This is a genomic window from Sphingomonas sanguinis, from assembly GCF_019297835.1.
Classification (GTDB): Bacteria; Pseudomonadota; Alphaproteobacteria; order Sphingomonadales; family Sphingomonadaceae; genus Sphingomonas; species Sphingomonas sanguinis_D.
Genome location: NZ_CP079203.1, coordinates 503,041 through 524,208, shown reverse-complemented (window position 1 = coordinate 524,208; position 21,168 = coordinate 503,041). Strand labels below are relative to the sequence as shown.

Sequence of the window (21,168 nt, the reverse complement as noted above, 5' to 3'; positions counted from 1 at the left end):
ATCGGTCATTCTCCCGACTGAACTTGCCAAAACTCGTCAGAGGAGGAGATGCCTCGCGTTGCGCAAGGCCGTCTCATCCTCTGAGTTCAGGATATACGCACCTAGTTTTGCTGCCGTGCAGCGAGTGCGTGACAAATCATGTCCGACAATGGGGAAGACGAATTTCCGCGCACAGTCCGCCTTTAGGCCGATTGGCAAGGGTCAACTCGCCGCCCTCCGCCGCGACGACGCGTGCGACGATCGACAGGCCCAGGCCGAACCCCACCGTGTCCCGGCGCCGCGCGGTGTCCAGCCGGACGAACGGCTCCAGTACCAGTTCGAGCGATTCGTCGGGAATGCCGGGGCCGTCATCCTCGACCCGGATACGTACATCGTCGCCCGGATCGGCGCGAAGGGTGATGATCGCATGTTCGCCGTAATGCAGCGCATTCTCGACCAGATTGGTCAGCGCGCGCTTCATGCCGAACCGGCGCAGGCGACAGTCGAAATGATCCGGCCCGACATAGCGGACATCGCGGCCATGGTCGGCGGCATCGTCGGCCAGATTTGCACAAAGGATCGCCAGATCGGTCAGCTCGGGCTGCTCCACGTCGCCCTCCCCGCCCAGAAAGGCCATGAGCGAGGAGACCATCGCTTCCATCTCCTCGATATCCGTTCCGATCGCCTCGCGCACCTCCTCGTCGCGGATCGCATCGGCCCGCAGGCGCAGGCGGGCGAGCGGGGTCCGCAGATCATGGCCGACCGCCGCCAATGCACGGGTGCGTTCGTCGATCAGCCGCCCGATCCGCGCCTGCATCCGGTTGAAGGCGCGGGTGACATGGCGCACTTCGCCCGGCCCCCGCTCGGGAACGATCAGCGTCGCCCCCTGCCCGCCCGGCCCCCGGCCCAGCTTGTCCGCCGCCCGCGCCAGCGTCCTGAGCGGATGCAGGATACGCCCGATCATGGCGCCGCTGAGCAGCATCAGCGCGATGGCAGGAATCAGCGCCAGCAACACCCGCCCGAGCGCCAGATCCAGCGTACGAACGCCCTCGCGCATCCGGAAGCTCAGCAGCGATCCGTCGTCCAGCCGCAAATCGCCCGACACGACCGAGGTCCGCCCCGGAGAGGTCAGCCGCAGATGGATGTCGGTCGCCGCCAGCGATGGCTCCCAGTCGACGATCTGGCGCTGCATACTGTCCATCGCGGGGGCGATCGTCGGGCGGGGCGGTGCGAAGGGCGACCAGCTGACGATATAGCGGTCGGTGGTCAGCTCCTCGGCCACCTCGGGCCGCTCGATCGCCGGGCGTTCGTTGAGCACCCGGCGCGCGACGATCAGATGCTCTGCCAGCCGCCGCGCTTCGTCGTCACGCACCGAGACATGGCTGGCGCGCTCGTAGAGATAGGTGGAAATCGCGAACTCGATCGTGACCGCCAGCAGCAGGATCGCGACGATCCGGCCGAGCAGGCCGACCGAGGGGCGGATCACCGCCGTTCCACCGGCACGTTCAACATATAGCCGACGCCGCGTACCGTCACGATCGGCGCGGCCCCACCCGCGCCCGACAGCTTGCGGCGGAGGCGGCTGACCAGCACGTCGATGCTTCGGTCCGAGCTGTCCCCGATCCGCGCCCGCGACAGCTCGATCAGCCGCTCGCGGGCTATGACCCGCTGGGCATTGTCGAGAAAGGCGACGAGCAGGTCGAACTCGGCCCCGGTCAACTCAACCTGCGCCCCCGACGGCGACATCAATTCCCGACGGGGGAGGTTGGCGGTCCAGCCGTCGAAGCCCAAAATCCCGGCCTCGCGCTCGCCCGGCGTATTCTCCAGCCCACCACGACGCAGGACGGCGCGGATGCGCGCGACCAGCTCGCGGGTGCCAAACGGCTTGGCGAGATAATCGTCCGCGCCCAGCTCCAGCCCGACGACGCGGTCGACCTCGCTGCCCTTGGCGCTGATGAAAATGATCGGTACGGCGCTCTTCTGGCGGACCTGACGGCACAGGTCGATGCCGCTGGTGCCCGGCAGCATGATGTCGAGCAGGATCAGGTCGATCTGCCCCACCTCCAGCGCCTGCCACATTTCGGGGGCGGCATTGGCCAGCTTCACGGCGAAACCATTCTCCTGGAGCGCGCGCGCTGTCAGGGTACGGAGAGCGGGATCGTCCTCGACGATCAGGATGGTGGGCGGGGTCACCCCCTTTGGCTAGGCAGGTCGCGTCGGTGCGTCAACGTTTTCGCCGTCCAGCCGCGTCAGCCCTGCGGCGTAGCGCCGTCCGCGCTCGGCATAGCCAGCGGCGGAGGCGCGCAGCCGTTCGATCTGGTCCGGCTCCAGCGCGCGGACGGCGCGGGCGGGCACGCCGACGATCAGGCTGCCGGGCGGGAATACCTTCCCCTCCGTGACCAGCGCGCCCGCGCCGACCAGCGATCCGTCTCCTATCACCGCATCGTTGAGTACAGTCGCACCCATGCCGATCAGGCACCCCTCGCCCACCGTACAACCGTGCAGGATCGCGCGGTGCCCGACGGTACAGTCCGCACCGATGGTCAAGGGGCTGCCGGGATCGGAATGAAGGACCGCCCCGTCCTGAATATTCGTCCGCGCACCGATTTGCACCGCTCCGTTATCGGCCCGGATCACCGCGCCGAACCACACACTGACCTGTTCGCCCAATACGACCTCGCCGATGACATCGGCCGAGGGGGCGATCCAGGCGGTGTCGTGCATGATCGGCTGGCGTTCCTCCAGCGCGTAAAGCGACATCAGGCATTCTCCTCCAATTTGGCCTTCGCACGATAGCGGTGGAGCAGCGGCTCGGTATAGCCATTGGGTTGCGCCAGCCCCTCGAAGATCAGCGCGCGGGCGGCCTGCATCGCCAGACCGTCCCCGGCCATGGGCCCATAGAGCCGATCGCCCGCATTTTGCGCATCGACCTTCGCCGCCATGCGGGTCAGCGCCGCCTCGACCTGATCGGCCGAGACGATGCCGTGATGCAGCCAGTTTGCGATATGCTGGGACGAGATGCGCAAAGTCGCCCGGTCCTCCATCAGCCCGATGTCATGGAGGTCGGGCACCTTGGAACAGCCCACGCCCTGATCGATCCACCGCACGACATAGCCGAGCAGCCCCTGCGCATTATTGTCGAGTTCGGCCGCGATCTCCTCTGGAGTCCAATCGGGTGTCTCGGCGACCGGCGGGGTCAACAGCCGTTCCAGCGCGGCGACCGGCTCGGCCGCGCGCTCCGCCTGACGGGCGGCGACGTCGATGCGGTGATAATGGGTGGCGTGCAGCGTCGCGGCGGTCGGCGACGGCACCCAGGCGGTCGAGGCCCCCGACAGCGGATGCGCGCCCTTCTGAGCCAGCATATCGGCCATCCGGTCGGGCGCAGCCCACATGCCCTTGCCGATCTGCGCCCGCCCCGAAAATCCGCAGGCCAGGCCGATCTGGACGTTGCGATCCTCATAGGCCGCGATCCAGTCGCATTCCTTTATCGCCGCCTTGCGAACCATGGGGCCGCCCAGCATCGCGGTGTGGATTTCGTCGCCGGTACGGTCGAGAAAACCCGTATTGATGAAGACGATCCGGTCCTTCACCGCATGGATACAGGCCGCGAGATTGGCGGAGGTCCGCCGTTCCTCGTCCATGACGCCGATCTTGATGCGATGTCGGGCAAGGCCCAGCACGTCCTCGACCGCATCCAACAGGCGGTTCGCGAAAGCGACCTCTTCCGGTCCGTGCATCTTGGGCTTCACGATATAGATCGAGCCACCCCGCCGCATCGCGATCAGGCTGGTCACGATCGCGTCCAATATGCCCTCCGGCGCTTCGCTGCCGTCCGCCAGCCGCAGCGCGGGCGTGGTCATCAGATGACCGACATTGCGCACGAACAACAGGCTGCGTCCGGGCAAGGTAAAGGGCGACCCGTCCGGCGCACGATATTCGCGATCGGGTGCCAAGGTTCGGGTCGTCATACGCCCGCCTTTGTCGATCTCGGCCGACAAGCTGCCGTCGATCAGGCCCAGCCAGTTTGCATAGCCCGCCACTTTGTCCTCGGCATCGACCGCCGCGACCGAGTCCTCCAGGTCGCAAATGGTGGTCAGCGCGGACTCCAGCATGATATCAGCGATCCCCGCCGGGTCGGTGCGGCCGATCGGATGATTGGGATCGACCACGATCTCGATATGCAGGCCGTGGTGGCGGAACAGCCAGCCCTTGTCGCTGCGCCCCCGGAACAGCGACGGATCGTCGAGCCGGTCGACGGCGCTCGCGAGGTCGGTGACACCGTCCCAGCCTCCCGCAATCGGCAAAGCCTCGTCCAAAAAACCCCGCGCCCAGCGGATAACCGCCGCCCCGCGCTCCGGGTCATAGCCTGCCGCGCCCGACAGTGGCGCGATGGCATCGGTGCCATAGAGCGCGTCGTACAGGCTTCCCCAACGCGCATTGGCGGCGTTCAGAAGGAAGCGCGCATTGAGCATCGGCACGACCAGTTGCGGCCCAGCGCGGGACGCGACTTCCTCATCGACATCGCTCGGCGCAATGGTGAAAGGGGCGGGCTCGGGAACAAGATAGCCAATGTCGGTCAGGAACGCGCGCTGTGCCGCGCCATCCCGCGCGCCACCGTGGCGATACCAGTCGTCGATCTGCGCTTGCAGCGTGTCGCGACGACGCAGCAACGCCGCGTTCTCGGGCACGAAGCGGGCGAAGAGGTCCGCCATACCTGTCCAAAAGCGGTCGGGTTGCACGCCGCTACCCGGCAATGCGTGCTCCTCGATGAACCGGACGAGCGCGGGCGCGACCGACAGGCCGTGACGGTCGATCATCTGGCTTTCCGGGGCCATGAACACTCTCCTCCTGTGTAATCACGAGCATGATAGGGCATCGCCATTTGTCCCGGTAGCCGGCATAATCGAAGCGCTGTCGGTCGCTGGAGGAACGAATGGACCCCGATATTGCGCTATTCGTCGATGTCGTCCGCGAGGGCAGCCTGGCGGGCGCGGCACGGCTCTGGCACCTGTCGCCCGCCATGGTGTCCAAGCGGATCGCCCGGCTAGAGGGCCGGTTGGGGATCCGACTGCTCCACCGCACGACCCGCCGCCTAGCGCCCACGACGGCAGGTGCGGCCTTTCATGGCGAAGTCGCGCCGCTCGTCGCCGGGCTCCGTGTGGCCGAAGCCCGGTTGACGCAGCATGGCGACGGTCCCGCTGGTCCTCTTCGGGTCAGCGCCCCGACATCATTCGGGCGGATGTGGATCGCACCCCATCTGACCGCCTTCCTGGACCGTTATCCCGCGATCCGGCTGCGGTTCGATCTGACCGATGATTTCGTCGACCTGATCGACAGCGGCATCGATCTGGCAATCCGCATCACCGCGACGCCGCCTGCCGGACTGGCGGCGCATCGACTGGCCGATAATCGCCGGGTGCTATGTGCCAGCCCCGCCTATCTCGCCAAAGCCGGTACGCCCCGAAGTATCAGTGATCTGTCGAACCATGCTCTGCTCGCTGCGAAAGGGCAATTTCCGTGGCGGCTGACGGGGGCAACGGTGAATGGCGAGAGCCGTGTCGAAACGCCCTCCAGCGAAGTGGTGCGCGAACTGGTGCTGGGCGGTGCGGGCGTAGCGCTGCGCTCGCTCTGGGACGTGGGCGACGCGCTGGCCGACGGGCGGCTGGTCCGCGTCCTGCCCGATCACGAAGGGTCGGCGGCGGTGGGCATATGGGCGGTCCATGCGGCGGCAGGGGTTCCCCTGGCCGTGCCCGCGCTGCTCGACCATCTGCGCGATGTTTGGCGCGATGCGGCGTGGATGACATGACGCGTCCGTCATTTTTCCGTGCATCGGCCGGGCGCAGGCTTTAGGCACGGCGCAACAAGGTTTTGAGAGGTACGGGTCGATGGCGGGTGGTCTGGTCGCATTGCTGGACGACGTGGCGGCGATCGCCAAGCTGGCGGCGGCGTCGCTGGACGATGTGGCGGGGGCTTCGGCGCGGGCAGGTGCGAAGGCGGCGGGCGTGGTCATCGACGATACCGCCGTCACCCCGCGCTATGTCGTGGGGCTGGCACCGCAGCGCGAATTGCCGATCATCGGCAAGATCGCGCTGGGGTCGCTGCGCAACAAGCTGATCTTCCTGCTGCCCGCCGCCCTCCTGCTCAGCGCCTTCGCGCCCTGGGCGATCACGCCGATCCTGATGGCGGGCGGCGCGTTCCTGTGCTTCGAGGCGAGCGAGAAGATCTTCGAAACGCTGACCGGCCATCACGCCGAAGCGGAGGACGCCGCGCCGGTCGACGCCAAGCAGTTGGAAGATCGGCAAGTTTCGGGCGCGATCCGCACCGACCTGATCCTGTCGGGCGAGATCATGGCGATCGCGCTGTCGGAACTGCCCGACCTGTCGATCGGAACGCAGGCCATCGCGCTCGCGCTGGTCGGCATCGCGATCACCGTCGGCGTCTATGGCGTCGTCGCTGCGATCGTGAAGATGGACGATATCGGCCTGCATCTCGCCCGCCGCGACAACGCAACGGCTCAGGCGATCGGACGCGGGCTGGTGAAGGCCATGCCCGTCGTCCTGCGCGTACTGGCGGTTGTCGGCACGGCCGCGATGGTCTGGGTCGGTGGCGGGATCATCGTCCATGGCATGGAGGAATTCGGGCTGACCGCCCTGCCCCATCTGATCCACGGCACCGCGCATCACGTCGCCGAGGCGCTGCCCGTCGGTGGCGTGGTTGCGGAGTGGCTGGTCGGTGCGATCGGCTCGGCGATCGTCGGGCTGATCATCGGCGCGGTGATCGTGGGTGTCCTGCACATTCTGCCGGGCAGAAAGGCCCACTGATCCGGCTCAGGCGCCCCTGACCCCGTCCACCTCCATCACATCCGGGGTCAGCATGTGGCCGGTGATCGCCACCGATTTGCCGACATGGTCGACTGGTACGCGCATCAGGCGCAATTCCAACAACTTGCCATCGTCCCCTTCCAGCACGAAGGCACCGCCCCGCCGGACCAGCCGCCCACTCCTGACCGTCGGCGGATGCGTTTCGGCGCTGTCGTTCGTCATCATGTCCGCCCAACCCGGAAGCGCGGGGTCGAGTTCCGCGCTCAGGCCGCCTGCGCCACCCGGTCCCGGCCGTTCCGCTTCGCATCGTAAAGCGCATCGTCGGCACGGCGGATCATGGCCGCGACATCCTCGCACGGCCGCCAGTCGGTCACGCCAGCACTGAAGGTCACGTTGATCGCCTGGCTCCCGATCAGCAACGGAGTGAAGACGATTTCTTCACGCAGGCGCTCGACGATACCCATCGCGCTGTCGAGCGTGGTGCCGGGGAACAGGATCGCGATCTCCTCCCCGCCATAGCGCGCGATGACATCGCCCGCCCGGATCCCGTTTTGCAGGCGTGCGGCCATCCTTACCAGCACTTCGTCCCCGGCGCTGTGGCCATAGCCGTCGTTGATCCGCTTGAAATGATCGATGTCGAGCAGCGCGAAGGCAAAGCCCTCATCCTGCGCGATCGCATGGTCGCGCGCCGCCTGAAGCGCCGTCATCAGCGTGCGACGGTTGGCCAGGCCGGTCAGCGGGTCGGTGCTGGCCAACCGGTCGAGCTGTTCGTTGGCCGTCCGCAGCGCGCTCGTCCGCTCGGCGACCATCTTCTCCAGCATCCGGGCACGGCGGCGGATGACGGCGGTGACGAGCCAGAAGGTCGCCCCCAGCAGTAGCAGGAAGATCAGCGCCATACCGATTCGCCCAGGCCAGCTCTCATACCATTGCGGGTCGACAGTGATCTCCACCCGCCGCTCGACCGTGCGGGCGCCCAGCCCCGGAACATAGGCCCGCAGTTGCAGGCTATAGGTGCCTGCCGGAAGATTGGTATAGGTCGCACTGGCGGGCGTCCCCGCAGGCACAGTCATCCAGGTCCGATCGAACCCGTCGAGGCGATAGCTGTACCGTGTATCCTCCGGCGCGTCGTAATCGGCGAGCGCAAAACCGATTCGCAGCGTACGGCCGTCCTTTCCCCATCGCAGCGACAAGGCGTTGACAGTGGAGTCGACCGCCAGCGCATGGCCATCAATATCGGCCGAACTGACGATCAGCGGCCCCGGTTGGACATGATCCAGCCGCGCCAGCAGAATATCGGGCTGCAGTACGATCAGGCCATCCGGCGCCCCGAACAGCAGGGAGCCATCCGCCATCCGCGCCGCCGTACGCTGGTTGAACGCACTGGCGCTCAGACCGTCGCGCTTGCTCATGACGCGAACCGTCCGACCGTCCGGATCGATGACGGAGATACCGCCGGCGCTTGCCACCCAGGGACGTCGATGGGCGTCGAGGACGACCGACGCGACATTGTCGCCCGCCAGCCCCTGAACCTCGGAAATCGCGCGGAAACGCCAACCGCCGGGGGCCACACGCCCCTGCGCAACGCCCCCATAGGTGCCGACCCAAATGTCGCGGCCGATCGGGACGACCGAGCCGACATAGTCCTGGGGTAGACTGCCCGATCCGCCCGATCGGCTGGAAAAAATAGTGAACATGCCACGCGTCAGGTCAAACCGCCCGATGCCTGCGGGGGTCGCGATCAGGATGGCGCCATAAGGATCGACGACGATGTTGATCACTTCGTTGTTGGGCAGGCTGTGGGGGTCGTTCGCGTCGTGCTCGAACACCCTCACCTGGCCATTATGACGGCGGACGAACAGGCCCTTATAGGTTCCGATCAGCAGCGCGTCGTCCGTCTCCGCCAAAGAGATCACCGGCAGGTCGCCCAAGCCCTCCACCGACAAAGGTCGCTGCGCCAAGGTGCGGGGATCGATCGCGACGACCCCTCGGGCTCCCGCCAGGATCGTCCCGTCCGATGCCTCCAGCAGGGCCTTGATATCCTGCCCCCCATGCTGGCCTTGCAACGTCAGACGACGCACACGCCCCGCCTTGCGGTCGAGGGCGTCTATCGTCCCGTTGCTCATGCCGAGCCATATCCGGTCGTGCCGGTCGACCATGAGCCCCCGGACATTGTCGTCCGACAGGGACATGCGCGGGTCGGGCATCGCCGATCCGATGCGCAATATTCCCCCGCCCGGCCCTTGTGTGCGCGAAGCGCCCATCTCGGTCGCCGCCCACACGCCGCCCGATCCATCCAGCGCCAGCGCACGCACGGTATCCCCGGCCAGCGACATCGGATTGGCCGTCAGGTGGCGAAGCCCGGTCGCGGAAAAGCCATTGGCGGGATCGATCAGTACGATCCCCATGCCATCGGTCGCGGCCCATAACCGTCCGCGAGCATCTTCGACCATCGCTCGGATCGTCCGGTGGCCGATCAGCGGCGCCGCACCGCTAAGGGTCGGCGACTGGATAAAGCGGGGATGCCAGCCCCGATCGCCGGACATGTAGATGCCGTCCGATCCCGTACCGACCCACAACCGTCCCTGACGATCGCGCATGATCGACCAGATGTCCCGGCTGTCCGTGCTGTCGACCAGCGCGGTCGGCTGGAAACGCCGGGCACCCGGCGGCCGAACCCAAAGCCCGCCCTCGCATCCGGCCCAGAGCGTGCCGTCAGCATCGCGATGGACCGCGAACGCCCCTTCAGGGCGACCGTCCCGCCCCTTGATCGCAACGCTCGACATCGCATCGATGCTATCGGTCTTGGCGATATAGCGATGAACGCCGCCATCCGACGCGATATAGGCGCCCCCCGAACCGTCCGGGGTAAAGCCGAAAATGCGGCTTCCTACAGGCCCGTTGGACGCCTTCAACCGAATGAAGCGACCGCTCGCCGGTTCATAGCGCGCAAGGCCACCGACATTGGTTCCGATCAGCAAGCCGCCATCGGGCAATGCCAACAGCGAACGCACATAATTGTCGGGCAACGAATAGGTATTGCCGGACTGCGCCTTGAAGCTACGAACACGTTGCCCGTCATACCGGGTCAGTCCGCCGCGCGTGCCGATCCACATGGTTCCGTCACTCGCACGGACGATCGCCGTGGCGGTGATATGCGGCAGGCCGACCGCGTCGCCCTGCCGTGTGAAGCTGGCCCATTGCCATGCCGCCCATGGGTCGCCGCGTGCCTCGCCCCGCACCATCGCGGGCAGACACAGGAACAGCAGAAGGGCAGCGGCGCCGAAGGAGCGGTAGCGTTTCAAATCGTTATCCCGCCGCCCTTCTATGACCAGAACGATAAAAGGATATTAATGTCGGTCAAGATGACGGCATCGATGCCGATGCCAAAGGGGTTGACGAACCCGCGATGTTCCTGTTTCGTTTCCAAGCCCGTAGCGTGCGGGACCATGGATCGTTTCAGACTGACGCGTGCCGACGCCAATTTCCTCTCCTGACGAAGCGGCGCACCATGATGGGCGCAAGGTTATCCATGTCGATATGGATGCATTCTATGCATCGGTCGAGCAGCGGGACGATCCCGCCTTGCGCGGGCGGCCCGTGGCGGTCGGCGGATCGCGAGCGCGGGGCGTCGTCGCCGCTGCAAGCTATGAAGCGCGGACCTTCGGCGTCCGCTCGGCCATGCCTTCCGTCACGGCGCTGCGGCGATGCCCCGATCTGGTTTTCGTGCCGCCCCGGTTCGACGTCTATCGCGAGGTATCGCAGCAGATTCGCGCCATCTTCGGCCGCTTCACCGAGTTGATCGAGCCCCTGTCGCTCGACGAAGCCTATCTCGACGTGACGGAGGACCGGGCGGGGCTTGGCTCGGCTACCGCCATCGCCAACGCCATTCGCGAGGCGATCCGCGCAGAGACAGGGCTGACCGCCTCTGCGGGGGTCAGCTACAACAAGTTCATCGCCAAGCTCGCTTCGGACCAAAACAAGCCCGATGGCCTTTGCGTCATCCCGCCAACCCACGGCGCGACCTTCGTTGCGGGATTGCCCGTCAAGCGGTTCCACGGCGTTGGGCCGGTCACGGCACGCAAAATGGAGGCGCTGGGCATCCTGACCGGCCAGGATCTGCGCGATCGGCCACTGGAGTTCCTGCAACGCCATTTCGGCAGCTATGCCGACTATCTCTACGGCGCGGCGCGCGGGATCGACCACCGCCCCGTCCGCGCGCACCGGATCGCCAAGTCGGTCGGCGCGGAGCGGACGTTCGAGAACGACCTGTCGGATCGCGACGCGCTGCATGCCGCGATGGAGCGGGTCGTGGACGCCGCCTGGACCCGGATCGAACGCAGCGGCGTGACGGGCCGCACGGTCACGCTGAAACTGCGGCACAGCGACTTCCGGACGATCACCCGCGCGCGCTCTGCCGGATATGGCATAGCCGACCGGGCCGAGTTTCTGGCGATCGGACTGGACCTGCTGGATCAGCAATTGCCCGTGACGCTGGGCGTGAGGCTGCTGGGCCTGACCCTCTCCGGCCTCTCCGCCGGGGCCGACGATGAACAGGCCAGCCCGAGCCAGGCCGAGTTGCCGCTATAGCCGGTCGGTCAGGCGGCCAGATCGACCGGCTGTTCCCCTTCGCCATCCGCGTCGAGGGTCAGGATAGCCACGGCACCGGTGCCGCGCCCGGCGCTTCGCAGTTCGAGCGTGCCGCCCATCACCGCCATGGAATTGGCACACCAATGCAGGCCAAGCCCGCCCGATTTCTCGGTACGGGTCGAATAGCCGGGCTGGAATAGCCGGGTTGCCTGCGCAGGCTCGAAACCCTCGCCGTCATCGATGATCCGCAATGCCAGGCGCCCATCGCTTGGTGCCGCGATGTCGACGGTGATCGATCCATGGCCTCGCCCCGTCGCGACGATCGCCTCGACCGCGTTGGCGAAGAGGTTGCCGATCACCTGGCTCAGGATCACCCGGTTCGCGACGACATAGGCCGGGTGTGCCGGAAAGGTGAATCCGACCGACACGGCCTGGGCATAGCGGGCGATCGTCGCATTGCGCGCCACGATGTCGCTGATGTCGCAGCGTTCACGCGGCGGACGCTCATGCGCGCGGGCCTGTTGTGCGCCGATGATCTCCAGCGTCTGGCGCATCGCATCGCGCCCGACCTCCAGCTGTCGCCGGACCTCGTCACGCGCCATCGCCTCCGTGTCGAAGGCCGTGGCGATGAACATGGCTAGCTTGGCGCGTCGATCCGCATCGACGTCCCCCCGCGCGAGTTCGTCGAGCGCGCGGTCGAGCAGATCGCGTCTGGCCTTGTCCCCCTGCCCGATACCATGGCTCAGGATCGTCGCCAGCGGCGCGAGCGCGTTGCGGACATTGTGCAGCACCGCAACCGCACTTTCGGAGCGTCCGAGCGCGAAGCTCTGTATCTCGTTACGTTCGCGCAGGTCTTTCAACTGGCTCAGCATCGCGTTGAAGCTGCGGCCCAGCGATCTGAATTCCTCGCACCGGCTCTGATCGTCCTCGAAGGGCAGCAGGGCGCCCGACACCTGCACCCGTTGCATATGCCGCTCCACCCGGTCGAGAGGCGCCAGCACGAAGCGCCCCAGTGCGCGGCGCAGCATCAGCAGGAGGAGGACCAGCAACAGGATCGACGCCGCCGCTGCCAATAATAGCACGCGCCGCCCGAGCAAAACGACTTCACGCGACACCTGGAAACGGACCGAAGCGACCGGCCGCCCATCGGCTCCGGCGATCGGGACGGCGATATCGATGAACTGCGCGCGTCGGCGGGTCGCCATGTCGCTCGAAACCGTTTCCGCAGACAGCGCAACACGCCGCCCGAGCAGGCGTGACAGATGTTCGCCGGTCAGCCGACGCGCCACCGCGACATACGCCAAACCGTCCGGACTTTCCGCCAGGCCCACCGCCATGACGTCCCGCTCGGCCTTCAGGTAGAAACGCGCCGAACGGCCAGATCCCACCAGCCGGTTGATAGCGAGGCGATCCAGCGCGGCCGCAACCTCGCGCTTGCCCGGTGCGCCCCGAACGGTCGCGACTGCGCCGGGACTACGCCGATAGACGATAGCGTATGAAGGAACGGCGGGAACGGTGCCCACCGCATTGGCCTGTTCGCGAGCCATGACTTCGGTCATCGCGGCAAAGTCCGACACCGCGGTCTCCGCCCTGACCCGATAGCCCTCGGTCGCCCGTTCCTCCAGTTCAGCGAACCCCGGAGAGATTACCAGCGTCAACATCACGGCCAGCGCCATCGCGCCGCCGATCCCGGTCAGCGTCAGGATCGACACCATGATGTCGCGAAGCGGACGTGGCCGCCCTCGCCGCTCATGCCACCAACGCGCCATACTGTAACCGGTCAGCCCGCCATGCCCGCGACCAGCGTCGGCGTTGCCGCAAGTTCGCCCGACAACGACATATATTTCCGCTCTGCCAAGGCGCGTGCTTCGGCAGCGGGGACGGGCTTGGAAAACAGATAGCCCTGCAAATGGCTGGCTCCCGCGACCCGGAGCGCCTGTGCCTGGGATTCGGTTTCCACGCCCTCGGCGATCACCCCCAGCCCCAGCGCCCGGCCAAGATGGATGATCGAATGGACGATCGCTGCGGACTCGCGCTCGCGGCCCATGCCGTCGATGAAGCTGCGGTCGATCTTCAGGCAGTCGAGCGCGAATTTGCGGATATTATACAGGCTGGAATAGCCAGTCCCGAAATCGTCGAGCGCGATACGGAAGCCCAGCTTGCGAAGCTCGCAGAGGGTGTGGGCGGCATGTTCGGCATCGTCGAAGATCGCCGTCTCGGTAATCTCGATCTGCACACGCTGCGGCTCGACGCCTGCACGCCGCACGCTATCCATGACGTTGCCGACGAAGTGCGAGCGGCGGAACTGGATCGGGCTGAAATTGACCGAGACATATTGGCCCGGCCAATGCTGAAGCTCGGCCAGTGCATGGTCGAGGATCCAGTCGCCCAGCTCGTGGATCAGGTGGCTTTCCTCGGCCCGCGGGATGAAGATCGCCGGACTGATCGCGCCTCGCTCCGGCGTGTTCCAGCGCACCAGCGCCTCGAAACCGACGATGTCGAGATTGCCGCGACCGACGATCGGCTGGAAAGCCAAGCTCAGCTCGTCGCGGGCGATGGCCTGGCTCAATCCGGCCTCGATCTCGCGGCGGACGCGGATACCCTCGTCCATGCTGGCATCGAACACGCGCACGGTGTTGCGCCCAGACCGCTTGGCCTCGTTCAATGCCATATCGGCCTGCCGAACCAGATCGGCCGGATCGCGCTCGCCGCCCGGCTGGCTCATCACCAGCCCGCACGACGCGCCGCAGCGTACCGCATGGCCCAGCACGTTGAAGGTCGATGCGCAGGCGGTCACGATCCGGTCGCATGATGTTACGGCGAAGTCGATCTCCTCGGCGTCGAAGAAGATGCCGAACTCGTCCCCGCCCAGCCGGGCCACCATCGCGCCCATGGGTGCCGTCGCCTGAATGGTCGCGCACACCTCGCGGATCAGCTCGTCGCCCGCCAGATGCCCGAGCGTGTCGTTGACCAGCTTGAACCGGTCGAGGTCGAGCATCGCGGTGACGAACAGGCCGCCCTGCCGCCCCCGCTCCGTCAGGCCGCGCAGGAAAGCGGCGCGATTGGGGGCGTCGGTCAGCGTGTCGTGCATGGCGATATGCATCGCCCGGCTTTCATTGGCCTCCAGCTCGGCGCTCTTCTCCTCCAGCGTGACGACCTGCTCGGCAAGTAGCGCACGTGCGGCGGCCAGCTCGCGGTCATTGTCCCAGCGACGGCACAGGGCGTTCGCCATCTGCCGCACCTCGCTGACCTCGAAGGGCTTGGCGATGTAGAAGATCTTGTCGGCGGGGCCAGCGACCTTGCCGATCTCGGCGGGAGAAAAGTCGGAATAGCCGGTGACGATGACGAGATGAACATCGGGATCGAGTGCGCGGATGCGGCGGGCGGTCTCGCGACCGTCAATCCCCGGCGGCATGCGCATGTCGATAAAGGCGACGGCAAAGGGCGCGCCTTCGGCTCTGGCGCGCTCGACCGCCGCTACCGCCTCCAGCCCCTGATGACAGTGCTGACGCTCGAAGAGCATGTCCGCCATGCCCTCGCCCGCAGACTCACCAAACAGCTCAGCTGCCATGGCATCGAGCGCCCGGTCCCCGCCCGAAAAGCACAATTCATAGCTTTCATGAACGGCCGGTTCGTCGTCGACGATCAGAATACGCATCCGGCTACCACCCGTCAGATTACTCAATAATGAAACAGATGGTAACCAAGGAGGCTTAAAGTGACGTAAATGGACAGTTATTCGACGGTCACACTCTTTGCCAGATTGCGCGGCTGGTCGACATCGGTCCCCTTGGCGACCGCGACGTGATAGGCCAAGAGCTGGACGGGCACCGCATAGACGATCGGCGCGATCAGCGGGTGCACCTTGGGCATGGTGATCGTGGCGATGCAGCCGTCGCCCGCGGCCTCGATCCCGTCATAGTCCGAAATCAGGATCACCTTGCCGCCGCGTGCCTGCACTTCCTGCATGTTCGATACGGTCTTTTCGAACAGCGGACCCGACGGCGCGATGACGATAACGGGTACCGATTCGTCGATTAGGGCAATAGGGCCATGCTTCATTTCGCCTGCGGCATAGCCCTCGGCATGGATATAGCTGATCTCCTTCAGCTTCAGGGCGCCCTCCAGCGCCAGCGGATAGTCGGTGCCACGCCCCAGATAGAGCACGTCGCGCGCGCCCGCGACCGCACCGGCCATGCCCTCGATCGCCTCGTCATAGGCCAGCGCGCCGTTGATCGCGGCGGGCGCTTCGGACAGGTGGCGGACGATCTGCTTTTCCTCGTCCGCCGACAGCCGCCCCTTGGCCTTGGCAAGATTGGCGGCGAGCGCGGCAAGTACGCTCAACTGGCAGGTGAACGCCTTGGTCGAGGCGACGCCGATCTCCGGCCCGGCATGGGTCGGCAGCAACAGGTCGGCCTCGCGCGCCATCGAGCTGGTCGGCACATTGACCACCGCAGCGATCGTTTGACCCTCGCCCTTGGCATGGCGAAGCGCCGCCAGCGTGTCGGCGGTCTCGCCCGACTGGCTGATGACGATCATCAGGCCGCCCGGCTCCATCACCGGCGCGCGGTAGCGGAACTCGGAGGCGACATCGAGGTCGACGGGCACGCGGGCGAATTGCTCGAACCAGTATTTGGCGACCATGCCCGCATAGAAGCTGGTCCCGCAAGCGACGATGGTCACGCGCTTGATGCCCGACAGGTCGAAGTCGGGGATGGGCAGCGCCACCTTGCCCTCCAGCCGCTGGAGATACGAGCGCAGCGTCTGGGCAACGACGATCGGCTGCTCGTAGATTTCCTTCTGCATGAAGTGGCGGTGATTGCCCTTATCGATCAGCGCGCCGGTGACGCCCGACAGCGTGACGGGGCGGTCGACGGGGTTGTTGTCGCGATCATAGACCTGTGCGCCCTCACGCGTGCAGACCACCCAGTCGCCTTCGTCCAGATAGGCGATACGCTGGGTCAACGGCGCCAGCGCCAGTGCGTCCGAACCGAGATAGGTCTCGTCATCACCATAGCCGACGACCAGCGGCGAACCGAGCCGCGCGCCGATCAGCATGTCGGGCTGGTCGCGGAACAGGATGGCGAGCGCGAAGGCGCCGTGCAGGCGCGGCAGCACCTCACGGACGGCGGCGACGGGATCGAGGCCCTGCTCGACCTTCTCGCTGACCAGATGCGCGACGACTTCGGTATCGGTTTCGCTAGTAAAGACACGGCCGCGCCCGATCAATTCGTCGCGGAGCGCCTTGAAATTCTCGATGATCCCGTTGTGGACGACCGCGACGTGATCGGTGGCATGGGGGTGCGCGTTGTTCGTGGTCGGGCCGCCATGCGTCGCCCAACGGGTATGCGCGATGCCGATCGAACCGGGCAGCGGATGCGCCGCCAGTTCCTTGGCCAGATTGACCAGCTTGCCCGAAGCACGGCGACGCTCGATCTCACCCTGATCGATCGTCGCGATCCCGGCCGAATCATAGCCGCGATATTCCAGACGTCGCAGACCATCGAGCAGCCGCTCGGCGACGTCATCGCCGCCCAGAATTCCCACGATACCGCACATAGTCTTACTCCCCAGCCTTTTTTGCGGCCTTCTTGGCCGTCATCATGTCTCTGAAACGCTTGGCCCAACCGGCCTTCGTCTGCCGCTCGGCGCGGACGAGGGCGAGGGCGTCGGCCTCCACATCGCTCGTCACGACCGATCCCGCCCCGACGATCGCACCCGCGCCTATGGTGACGGGCGCGACCAGCGCCGAGTTGGAGCCGATGAAGGCGCCCTCGCCGATCACGGTCCGGTACTTCAGGAAGCCGTCGTAGTTGCAGGTGATGGTGCCCGCGCCGATATTGGCGCCCGCGCCCACCTCGGCATCGCCCAGATAGGTCAGGTGATTGGCCTTGGCACCGGGGCCGAGCACGGCCTTCTTCATCTCGACGAAATTGCCGACCCGCGCGCCTTCGCGCACGTCCGCGCCGGGACGCAGCCGGGCATAGGGACCGATGTCGGCGCCGGTGGCGACGGTCGCGCCCTCCAGATGACTAAAGGCATGGATGTTCACGCCGTCCGCGACATGGACGCCGGGGCCGAAGACCACATGCGGCTCGATCACCACATCGCGGCCGAGCCGGGTATCGTGCGAAAACCAGACCGTGTCCGGCGCGATCAGCGTCGCTCCTTCGACCATCGCGCGCGCGCGGCGGCGCGCCTGCCAGTCGCCCTCGACCACCGACAGTTCGGCGCGGCTGTTTACACCTGCAACCTCAGCCGCGCCCGTCTCGATCACGGCGGAGTGGCGGCCATCGGCGGCGGCGAGCATGACGATGTCGGGCAGATAGTATTCTCCCGCCGCATTGTCGTTGCCGACCCGGTCGAGCAAGCCGAACAAGTCTGTCGAACGCACGGCCATCAGGCCGGAATTGCAGAGGGTTACGGCGCGTTCTTCGGGATCGGCATCCTTGAACTCGACCATCCGGTCGATCCGGCCGCTCCCATCTGCGATCACGCGGCCATAGGCGGCGGGATCGGCAGGTCGGAAACCCAGCACCACGGCGGCGGGGGCGTCGGCTTCGCCGAGCCGGTCGATCATCGCGCGCATGGTCCGCGCCTCGACCAGCGGAACGTCGCCGTAGAGGATCAGCACATCGCCATCGAACCCGGCCAGTGCCTCGTGGGCCTGCGCGACGGCATGACCGGTACCCAACTGCTTGGCCTGCAGCGCGGTGGCAACGCCGAGCGGAGCGACCGCCGCCTCGACTTGCTCGCGCCCCGCGCCCGTCACCACGACCATGCGCTCGGGCGACAAGGCCTTCACGCTATCGATCAGGTGGAGCAGCATCGGCCGCCCGGCAATGGGATGCAGGACCTTGTGCAGGTCGGACTTCATGCGGGTGCCCTTACCCGCAGCGAGGATGATGGCGGCGATCGGTCTCGTCATGACGGTTGCGCCTGCCATGGATTTCCGGTCAAGGCCAGTCGGAGACTGCACCGGGACCGAACATGGACGTCAATTCATCGCATGGTTTTCCCTTCGCCATCGTGGGCTTCGACCTGGACGGCACGTTGTTGGACACCAGCGGCGACCTGGCCGCCGCCGTCAATCATGCGCTGGCTTCGATCGGCCGGGCACCGCTGAGTGTCCAGGCCGTCAAGCCGATGATCGGCGGCGGCGCACGCGCGATGTTGCAGCATGGGCTGGACGCGACCGGTGGCGGCTATGACACCGAAACGCTCGACCGGCTGCACCGCCTGCTGCTCGACCATTATGAAGCGAATCTGGCGGTGCACACGGCGCCCTTTCTCGGCGCGATCGAGGCGTTGGACGAACTGGCGGCGCGCGGCGTGGCGCTGGGCATCATGACCAACAAGCTGGAACGTTTTGCACGAGCGATCCTGCAATCGCTTGGACTGACCGATCGCTTCGCATCAATCATCGGCGGCGATACGCTGGGCGTCGCCAAGCCCTCGCCCAGGCCGATCCAAGCGCTGGTCGAGCAATGCGGCGGAGGATCGGCGGCGTTCGTCGGTGATTCGATCTTCGACGTCCAGGCCGCCCGGGCGGCGGGGCTGCCGGTCATCGCCTGCTCCTTCGGTTTCCTCAGCCAGCCGGTCGAGGCGCTGGGGGCCGATGCGATCATCGACGGCTATGCCGAGCTTATCCCGACACTGACGCGGCTTTCCCCTTCCGCCATTTGATCCATAGATGTCGGGCGAGCATCGGCAGCGGCATCCGGATGAGGTGGGATCGAATGTAAAAGGCCATGCGCAGCACCTTGCGCCGCTCCCGCCCCCAACCGTCGCGGGCCAACAGGCGCCACCGGTAGAGATGGTCCAGCAGGGGCAGGCGTCGGCATCGTTCCGGAACGCTCGTCCCATAGAGCGCATGGCTCAATCGCAGCGCGCGATCGACCGCCGCCGACAGGCCATGAAGCGCCGCACGCTCCTCCAGCCGATCCAAGCCCCGTTCCCCGATCAGCGCGTGGATGTCCCAGAGGTTGCGCAGGCCGCCCGCCAATTCGCCATCGGCAAAGAGATGCGCCGCCGCATGGACGATCATGTCCGCATGACACAACGCGGCGAGGTTACCGCCCAGCGGCTCTGCATCGGCGATCAGGGCCTGCGCGTCAGGTTTCGGTCGCGCAATCGGCGGCAGGATCGTATGGTGGACATCGACCATGCGCCCCCGCTCGCCATGTACCAGCGGAGCAAGCTCATGCATCCAGCGGCGATAATAGAGATCGTCATAGGGATCGGACTTCATCCACTCCCACCCGGCATCGATCAGCAGCTTTTCGGCATGATCGAGCAGGTTTCTCGGCAGCAGGATATCGCAATCACCGATACCGCGCCCCTGCCCCGCCGCCAGCCCAGCGGCCACGAAGGCCGTCCCCTTGAGCAGAATGACCGGGTGCCCCAGAGGCCGCAGCGCCAGCGCCACGCGGTCCGCTTCCCATAAGGCCGTTCGCCGCGCCTCGGCGGCATCGATCCGCGCCTCGGCGAGGGCATTGGCTACTGCCTCGGGCACAGGAAGGCCATCGAGCCGATACGCCAGAGTGCCCGCCAGCGTCTCGGCCCGCGCAACCGCAAGCACCTCGGTCCAGCGCGGCAGATCGATGGTGTCCGCGCGCGAGGGATCGCGCAACAGCGCGACGAGTGCTTCCACGGCCGTCACAGCGCGTCCCACAAGGCTTCGATCGCCGCCACACCCGCTTCCCCATCGGGATAGTCCAGCGTCACCGAGGGCACTTCCGCACGCAGCCGGGTGAGCGTGCGGAACCCGGCCTCGCCCATCGCGACATAATTGGTCGACGCCTGGGTCAGGCGGACGAAGGTTTCGGTCGGCGCCAGCCCGCTCAAGGCGGAGGGAAAACCGAACCTCGGGAAGACCAGCAGGACGGGCCGGGCGGGCTGCTCCATCGCAGCGATGGCGGCGGCCGGTGGCGCGACGTGCCGGACATCGCCCTTGGGCGTTCCCGCCAGCAACGGCCCGACGCGATAGCCGTCGGGAATGAGGGCCAGACTTTCGTTCTTCAGGCTGACCGGCCGGGGAAAAGGATGCGCCCAGCCGGTGTCCGAGTCGATCATCGCAAATTCGTCGCCCATAAACCGCCAGCCCCGTTCCGACAGCATCATCGCCAGCGTCGACTTGCCCGCGCCCGACACGCCGCTCAACAGGATCGCCCGGTCGCCACGCGCAACGACCGCAGCGTGGAGCAGCAAATGGCGGCGATGCCCCAGCGCGACCTGCAGGTTCATCCCCATCTCCGCCGCCAGCAGTCCCTGCGCCAGCGGCAGGGGCGACGCATCCGACAGCCAGTAATCCCCCGCCACGCGGACCGACGGACGGAACCAGCGCCGCAGGGGCGATACCGCCTCCAGCCGGACGTTGTAGTCGGCAAATTCCGGGCGAGGATAATCGCGGTACAGCACGTCGAGCGCGGCGATCGGCGTACGCCAGTCCGATCCGATCCGAAAGCCGACTGGCCCCACGCGTAACGTAATCTGGTGCCTCACACCCGGTCGACCAATCCGGCCGCTTCGAGTTCGGTCAGCCGAACGTCGAGCAACGCCGCACCGTCAGCATCGCCCAGATCGTAACGTTCCGACAGCCGGGCAAGCAACGCGTCCTTGTTCAGCGGCTCTTGCGCCAATGCTTCGAGGATCTGGGGCGCCGGTTCGTTCAGCAAATGGGTGACGCCCGAGGGCCGGTGGAAGATTGCCGTGAACATATCCAGCGGCTCGACGATCAGCAGCGCCGCCTCCGCCGCGCGCCAGCGCGGACCGGGCACCG

General features: G+C 66.5%; 17 protein-coding genes. 4 read left to right on the top strand and 13 right to left on the bottom strand.

Annotation, left to right across the window (positions count from 1 at the left end):
* Window positions 1–136: 136 nt before the first annotated feature.
* The 4 genes from KV697_RS02175 to KV697_RS02160 are packed head-to-tail and all read right to left on the bottom strand — an operon-like array spanning window position 137 to window position 4,814.
* Window positions 137–1,465, bottom strand: coding sequence for an ATP-binding protein (locus KV697_RS02175; RefSeq protein WP_219019914.1), 1,329 nt, complete (start codon window positions 1,463–1,465; stop codon window positions 137–139).
* Window positions 1,462–2,172: a response regulator gene (locus KV697_RS02170; RefSeq protein WP_219019913.1), complete on the bottom strand. Its 711-nt coding sequence runs from the start codon at window positions 2,170–2,172 to the stop codon at window positions 1,462–1,464. The genes KV697_RS02175 and KV697_RS02170 overlap by 4 nt, the downstream gene beginning before the upstream one ends.
* A 9-nt stretch (window positions 2,173–2,181) precedes the next feature.
* The gene (locus tag KV697_RS02165; protein ID WP_219019912.1) at window positions 2,182–2,739 is read right to left on the bottom strand and encodes a gamma carbonic anhydrase family protein; all 558 of its coding nucleotides are present in this window, start codon (window positions 2,737–2,739) and stop codon (window positions 2,182–2,184) included.
* On the bottom strand, window positions 2,739–4,814 hold the full coding sequence (locus KV697_RS02160; RefSeq protein WP_257575554.1) for a malate synthase G: 2,076 nt from the start codon (window positions 4,812–4,814) through the stop codon (window positions 2,739–2,741). The genes KV697_RS02165 and KV697_RS02160 overlap by 1 nt, the downstream gene beginning before the upstream one ends.
* Window positions 4,815–4,912: 98 nt before the next feature.
* Here KV697_RS02160 and KV697_RS02155 point away from each other — a divergent pair, with 98 nt between their 5' ends.
* Both KV697_RS02155 and KV697_RS02150 read left to right on the top strand, forming a co-directional pair.
* The gene (locus KV697_RS02155; RefSeq protein ID WP_219019911.1) at window positions 4,913–5,785 is read left to right on the top strand and encodes a LysR family transcriptional regulator; all 873 of its coding nucleotides are present in this window, start codon (window positions 4,913–4,915) and stop codon (window positions 5,783–5,785) included.
* 79 nt (window positions 5,786–5,864) lie between these two features.
* On the top strand, window positions 5,865–6,800 hold the full coding sequence (locus KV697_RS02150) for a DUF808 domain-containing protein (protein WP_219019910.1): 936 nt from the start codon (window positions 5,865–5,867) through the stop codon (window positions 6,798–6,800).
* A 6-nt stretch (window positions 6,801–6,806) separates the two neighbouring features.
* Here the strand turns inward: KV697_RS02150 and KV697_RS02145 are convergent, their stop codons facing one another.
* Together KV697_RS02145 and KV697_RS02140 are read right to left on the bottom strand one after the other, a co-directional pair.
* Window positions 6,807–7,022: a DUF5818 domain-containing protein gene (locus tag KV697_RS02145; protein WP_219019909.1), complete on the bottom strand. Its 216-nt coding sequence runs from the start codon at window positions 7,020–7,022 to the stop codon at window positions 6,807–6,809.
* 41 nt (window positions 7,023–7,063) lie between these two features.
* Window positions 7,064–10,102, bottom strand: a complete 3,039-nt coding sequence (locus KV697_RS02140) for a ligand-binding sensor domain-containing diguanylate cyclase (RefSeq protein WP_219019908.1) — start codon at window positions 10,100–10,102, stop codon at window positions 7,064–7,066.
* Between the two features lie 235 nt (window positions 10,103–10,337).
* On the opposite strand from KV697_RS02140, the gene dinB reads away from it, so the two are divergent.
* On the top strand, window positions 10,338–11,387 hold the full coding sequence (gene dinB, locus KV697_RS02135; protein WP_219019907.1) for a DNA polymerase IV: 1,050 nt from the start codon (window positions 10,338–10,340) through the stop codon (window positions 11,385–11,387).
* A gap of 8 nt (window positions 11,388–11,395) precedes the next feature.
* Here dinB and KV697_RS02130 read toward each other — a convergent pair whose 3' ends face one another.
* From KV697_RS02130 to glmU, 4 genes are all read right to left on the bottom strand, one after another.
* On the bottom strand, window positions 11,396–13,156 hold the full coding sequence (locus KV697_RS02130; RefSeq protein WP_257575553.1) for a sensor histidine kinase: 1,761 nt from the start codon (window positions 13,154–13,156) through the stop codon (window positions 11,396–11,398).
* Between the two features lie 11 nt (window positions 13,157–13,167).
* A complete protein-coding gene (locus tag KV697_RS02125; RefSeq protein ID WP_219019906.1) occupies window positions 13,168–15,045 on the bottom strand; it encodes a GGDEF domain-containing response regulator in 1,878 nt (625 codons plus the stop codon).
* Between the two features lie 77 nt (window positions 15,046–15,122).
* Entirely contained in the window at window positions 15,123–16,946 is a 1,824-nt protein-coding gene (gene glmS / locus KV697_RS02120) for a glutamine--fructose-6-phosphate transaminase (isomerizing) (RefSeq protein ID WP_219019905.1), read from the bottom strand.
* A gap of 4 nt (window positions 16,947–16,950) precedes the next feature.
* Window positions 16,951–18,315 (bottom strand): bifunctional UDP-N-acetylglucosamine diphosphorylase/glucosamine-1-phosphate N-acetyltransferase GlmU, encoded by a 1,365-nt coding sequence (gene glmU / locus KV697_RS02115; protein ID WP_219019904.1) that lies wholly within the window; start codon window positions 18,313–18,315, stop codon window positions 16,951–16,953.
* 62 nt (window positions 18,316–18,377) lie between these two features.
* Between glmU and KV697_RS02110 the strand changes: the two genes are divergently transcribed.
* Window positions 18,378–19,073 carry an HAD-IA family hydrolase gene (locus tag KV697_RS02110; protein ID WP_219019903.1) on the top strand — a complete coding sequence of 232 codons (696 nt, stop codon included), beginning with the start codon at window positions 18,378–18,380 and terminating at the stop codon, window positions 19,071–19,073.
* Here the strand turns inward: KV697_RS02110 and KV697_RS02105 are convergent.
* Genes KV697_RS02105 through KV697_RS02095 form a run of 3 tightly spaced genes read right to left on the bottom strand, consistent with a single transcriptional unit; the run spans window position 19,033 to window position 21,166 of the window.
* Window positions 19,033–20,049, bottom strand: coding sequence for a nucleotidyltransferase domain-containing protein (locus KV697_RS02105; RefSeq protein WP_219019902.1), 1,017 nt, complete (start codon window positions 20,047–20,049; stop codon window positions 19,033–19,035). The genes KV697_RS02110 and KV697_RS02105 overlap by 41 nt on opposite strands.
* Window positions 20,046–20,891: an HprK-related kinase A gene (locus KV697_RS02100; protein ID WP_219019901.1), complete on the bottom strand. Its 846-nt coding sequence runs from the start codon at window positions 20,889–20,891 to the stop codon at window positions 20,046–20,048. The genes KV697_RS02105 and KV697_RS02100 overlap by 4 nt, the downstream gene beginning before the upstream one ends.
* Window positions 20,888–21,166: an HPr-rel-A system PqqD family peptide chaperone gene (locus KV697_RS02095; protein WP_257575552.1), complete on the bottom strand. Its 279-nt coding sequence runs from the start codon at window positions 21,164–21,166 to the stop codon at window positions 20,888–20,890. Before KV697_RS02095 ends, KV697_RS02100 begins: the two co-directional genes overlap by 4 nt.
* Window positions 21,167–21,168: the final 2 nt, after the last annotated feature.

What these genes read in the sequence shown, in the direction of transcription:
- KV697_RS02165 (WP_219019912.1), bottom strand. Translation starts at nt 2,739, where the DNA reads ATGTCGCTTTACGCGCTGGAGGAACGCCAGCCGATCATGCACGACACC.
- KV697_RS02130 (WP_257575553.1), bottom strand. Translation starts at nt 13,156, where the DNA reads ATGGCGCGTTGGTGGCATGAGCGGCGAGGGCGGCCACGTCCGCTTCGC.
- KV697_RS02160 (WP_257575554.1), bottom strand. Translation starts at nt 4,814, where the DNA reads ATGGCCCCGGAAAGCCAGATGATCGACCGTCACGGCCTGTCGGTCGCG.
- KV697_RS02150 (WP_219019910.1), top strand. Translation starts at nt 5,865, where the DNA reads ATGGCGGGTGGTCTGGTCGCATTGCTGGACGACGTGGCGGCGATCGCC.
- glmU (WP_219019904.1), bottom strand. Translation starts at nt 18,315, where the DNA reads ATGACGAGACCGATCGCCGCCATCATCCTCGCTGCGGGTAAGGGCACC.
- KV697_RS02155 (WP_219019911.1), top strand. Translation starts at nt 4,913, where the DNA reads ATGGACCCCGATATTGCGCTATTCGTCGATGTCGTCCGCGAGGGCAGC.
- KV697_RS02110 (WP_219019903.1), top strand. Translation starts at nt 18,378, where the DNA reads ATGGACGTCAATTCATCGCATGGTTTTCCCTTCGCCATCGTGGGCTTC.
- KV697_RS02145 (WP_219019909.1), bottom strand. Translation starts at nt 7,022, where the DNA reads ATGACGAACGACAGCGCCGAAACGCATCCGCCGACGGTCAGGAGTGGG.
- KV697_RS02125 (WP_219019906.1), bottom strand. Translation starts at nt 15,045, where the DNA reads ATGCGTATTCTGATCGTCGACGACGAACCGGCCGTTCATGAAAGCTAT.
- dinB (WP_219019907.1), top strand. Translation starts at nt 10,338, where the DNA reads ATGGATGCATTCTATGCATCGGTCGAGCAGCGGGACGATCCCGCCTTG.
- glmS (WP_219019905.1), bottom strand. Translation starts at nt 16,946, where the DNA reads ATGTGCGGTATCGTGGGAATTCTGGGCGGCGATGACGTCGCCGAGCGG.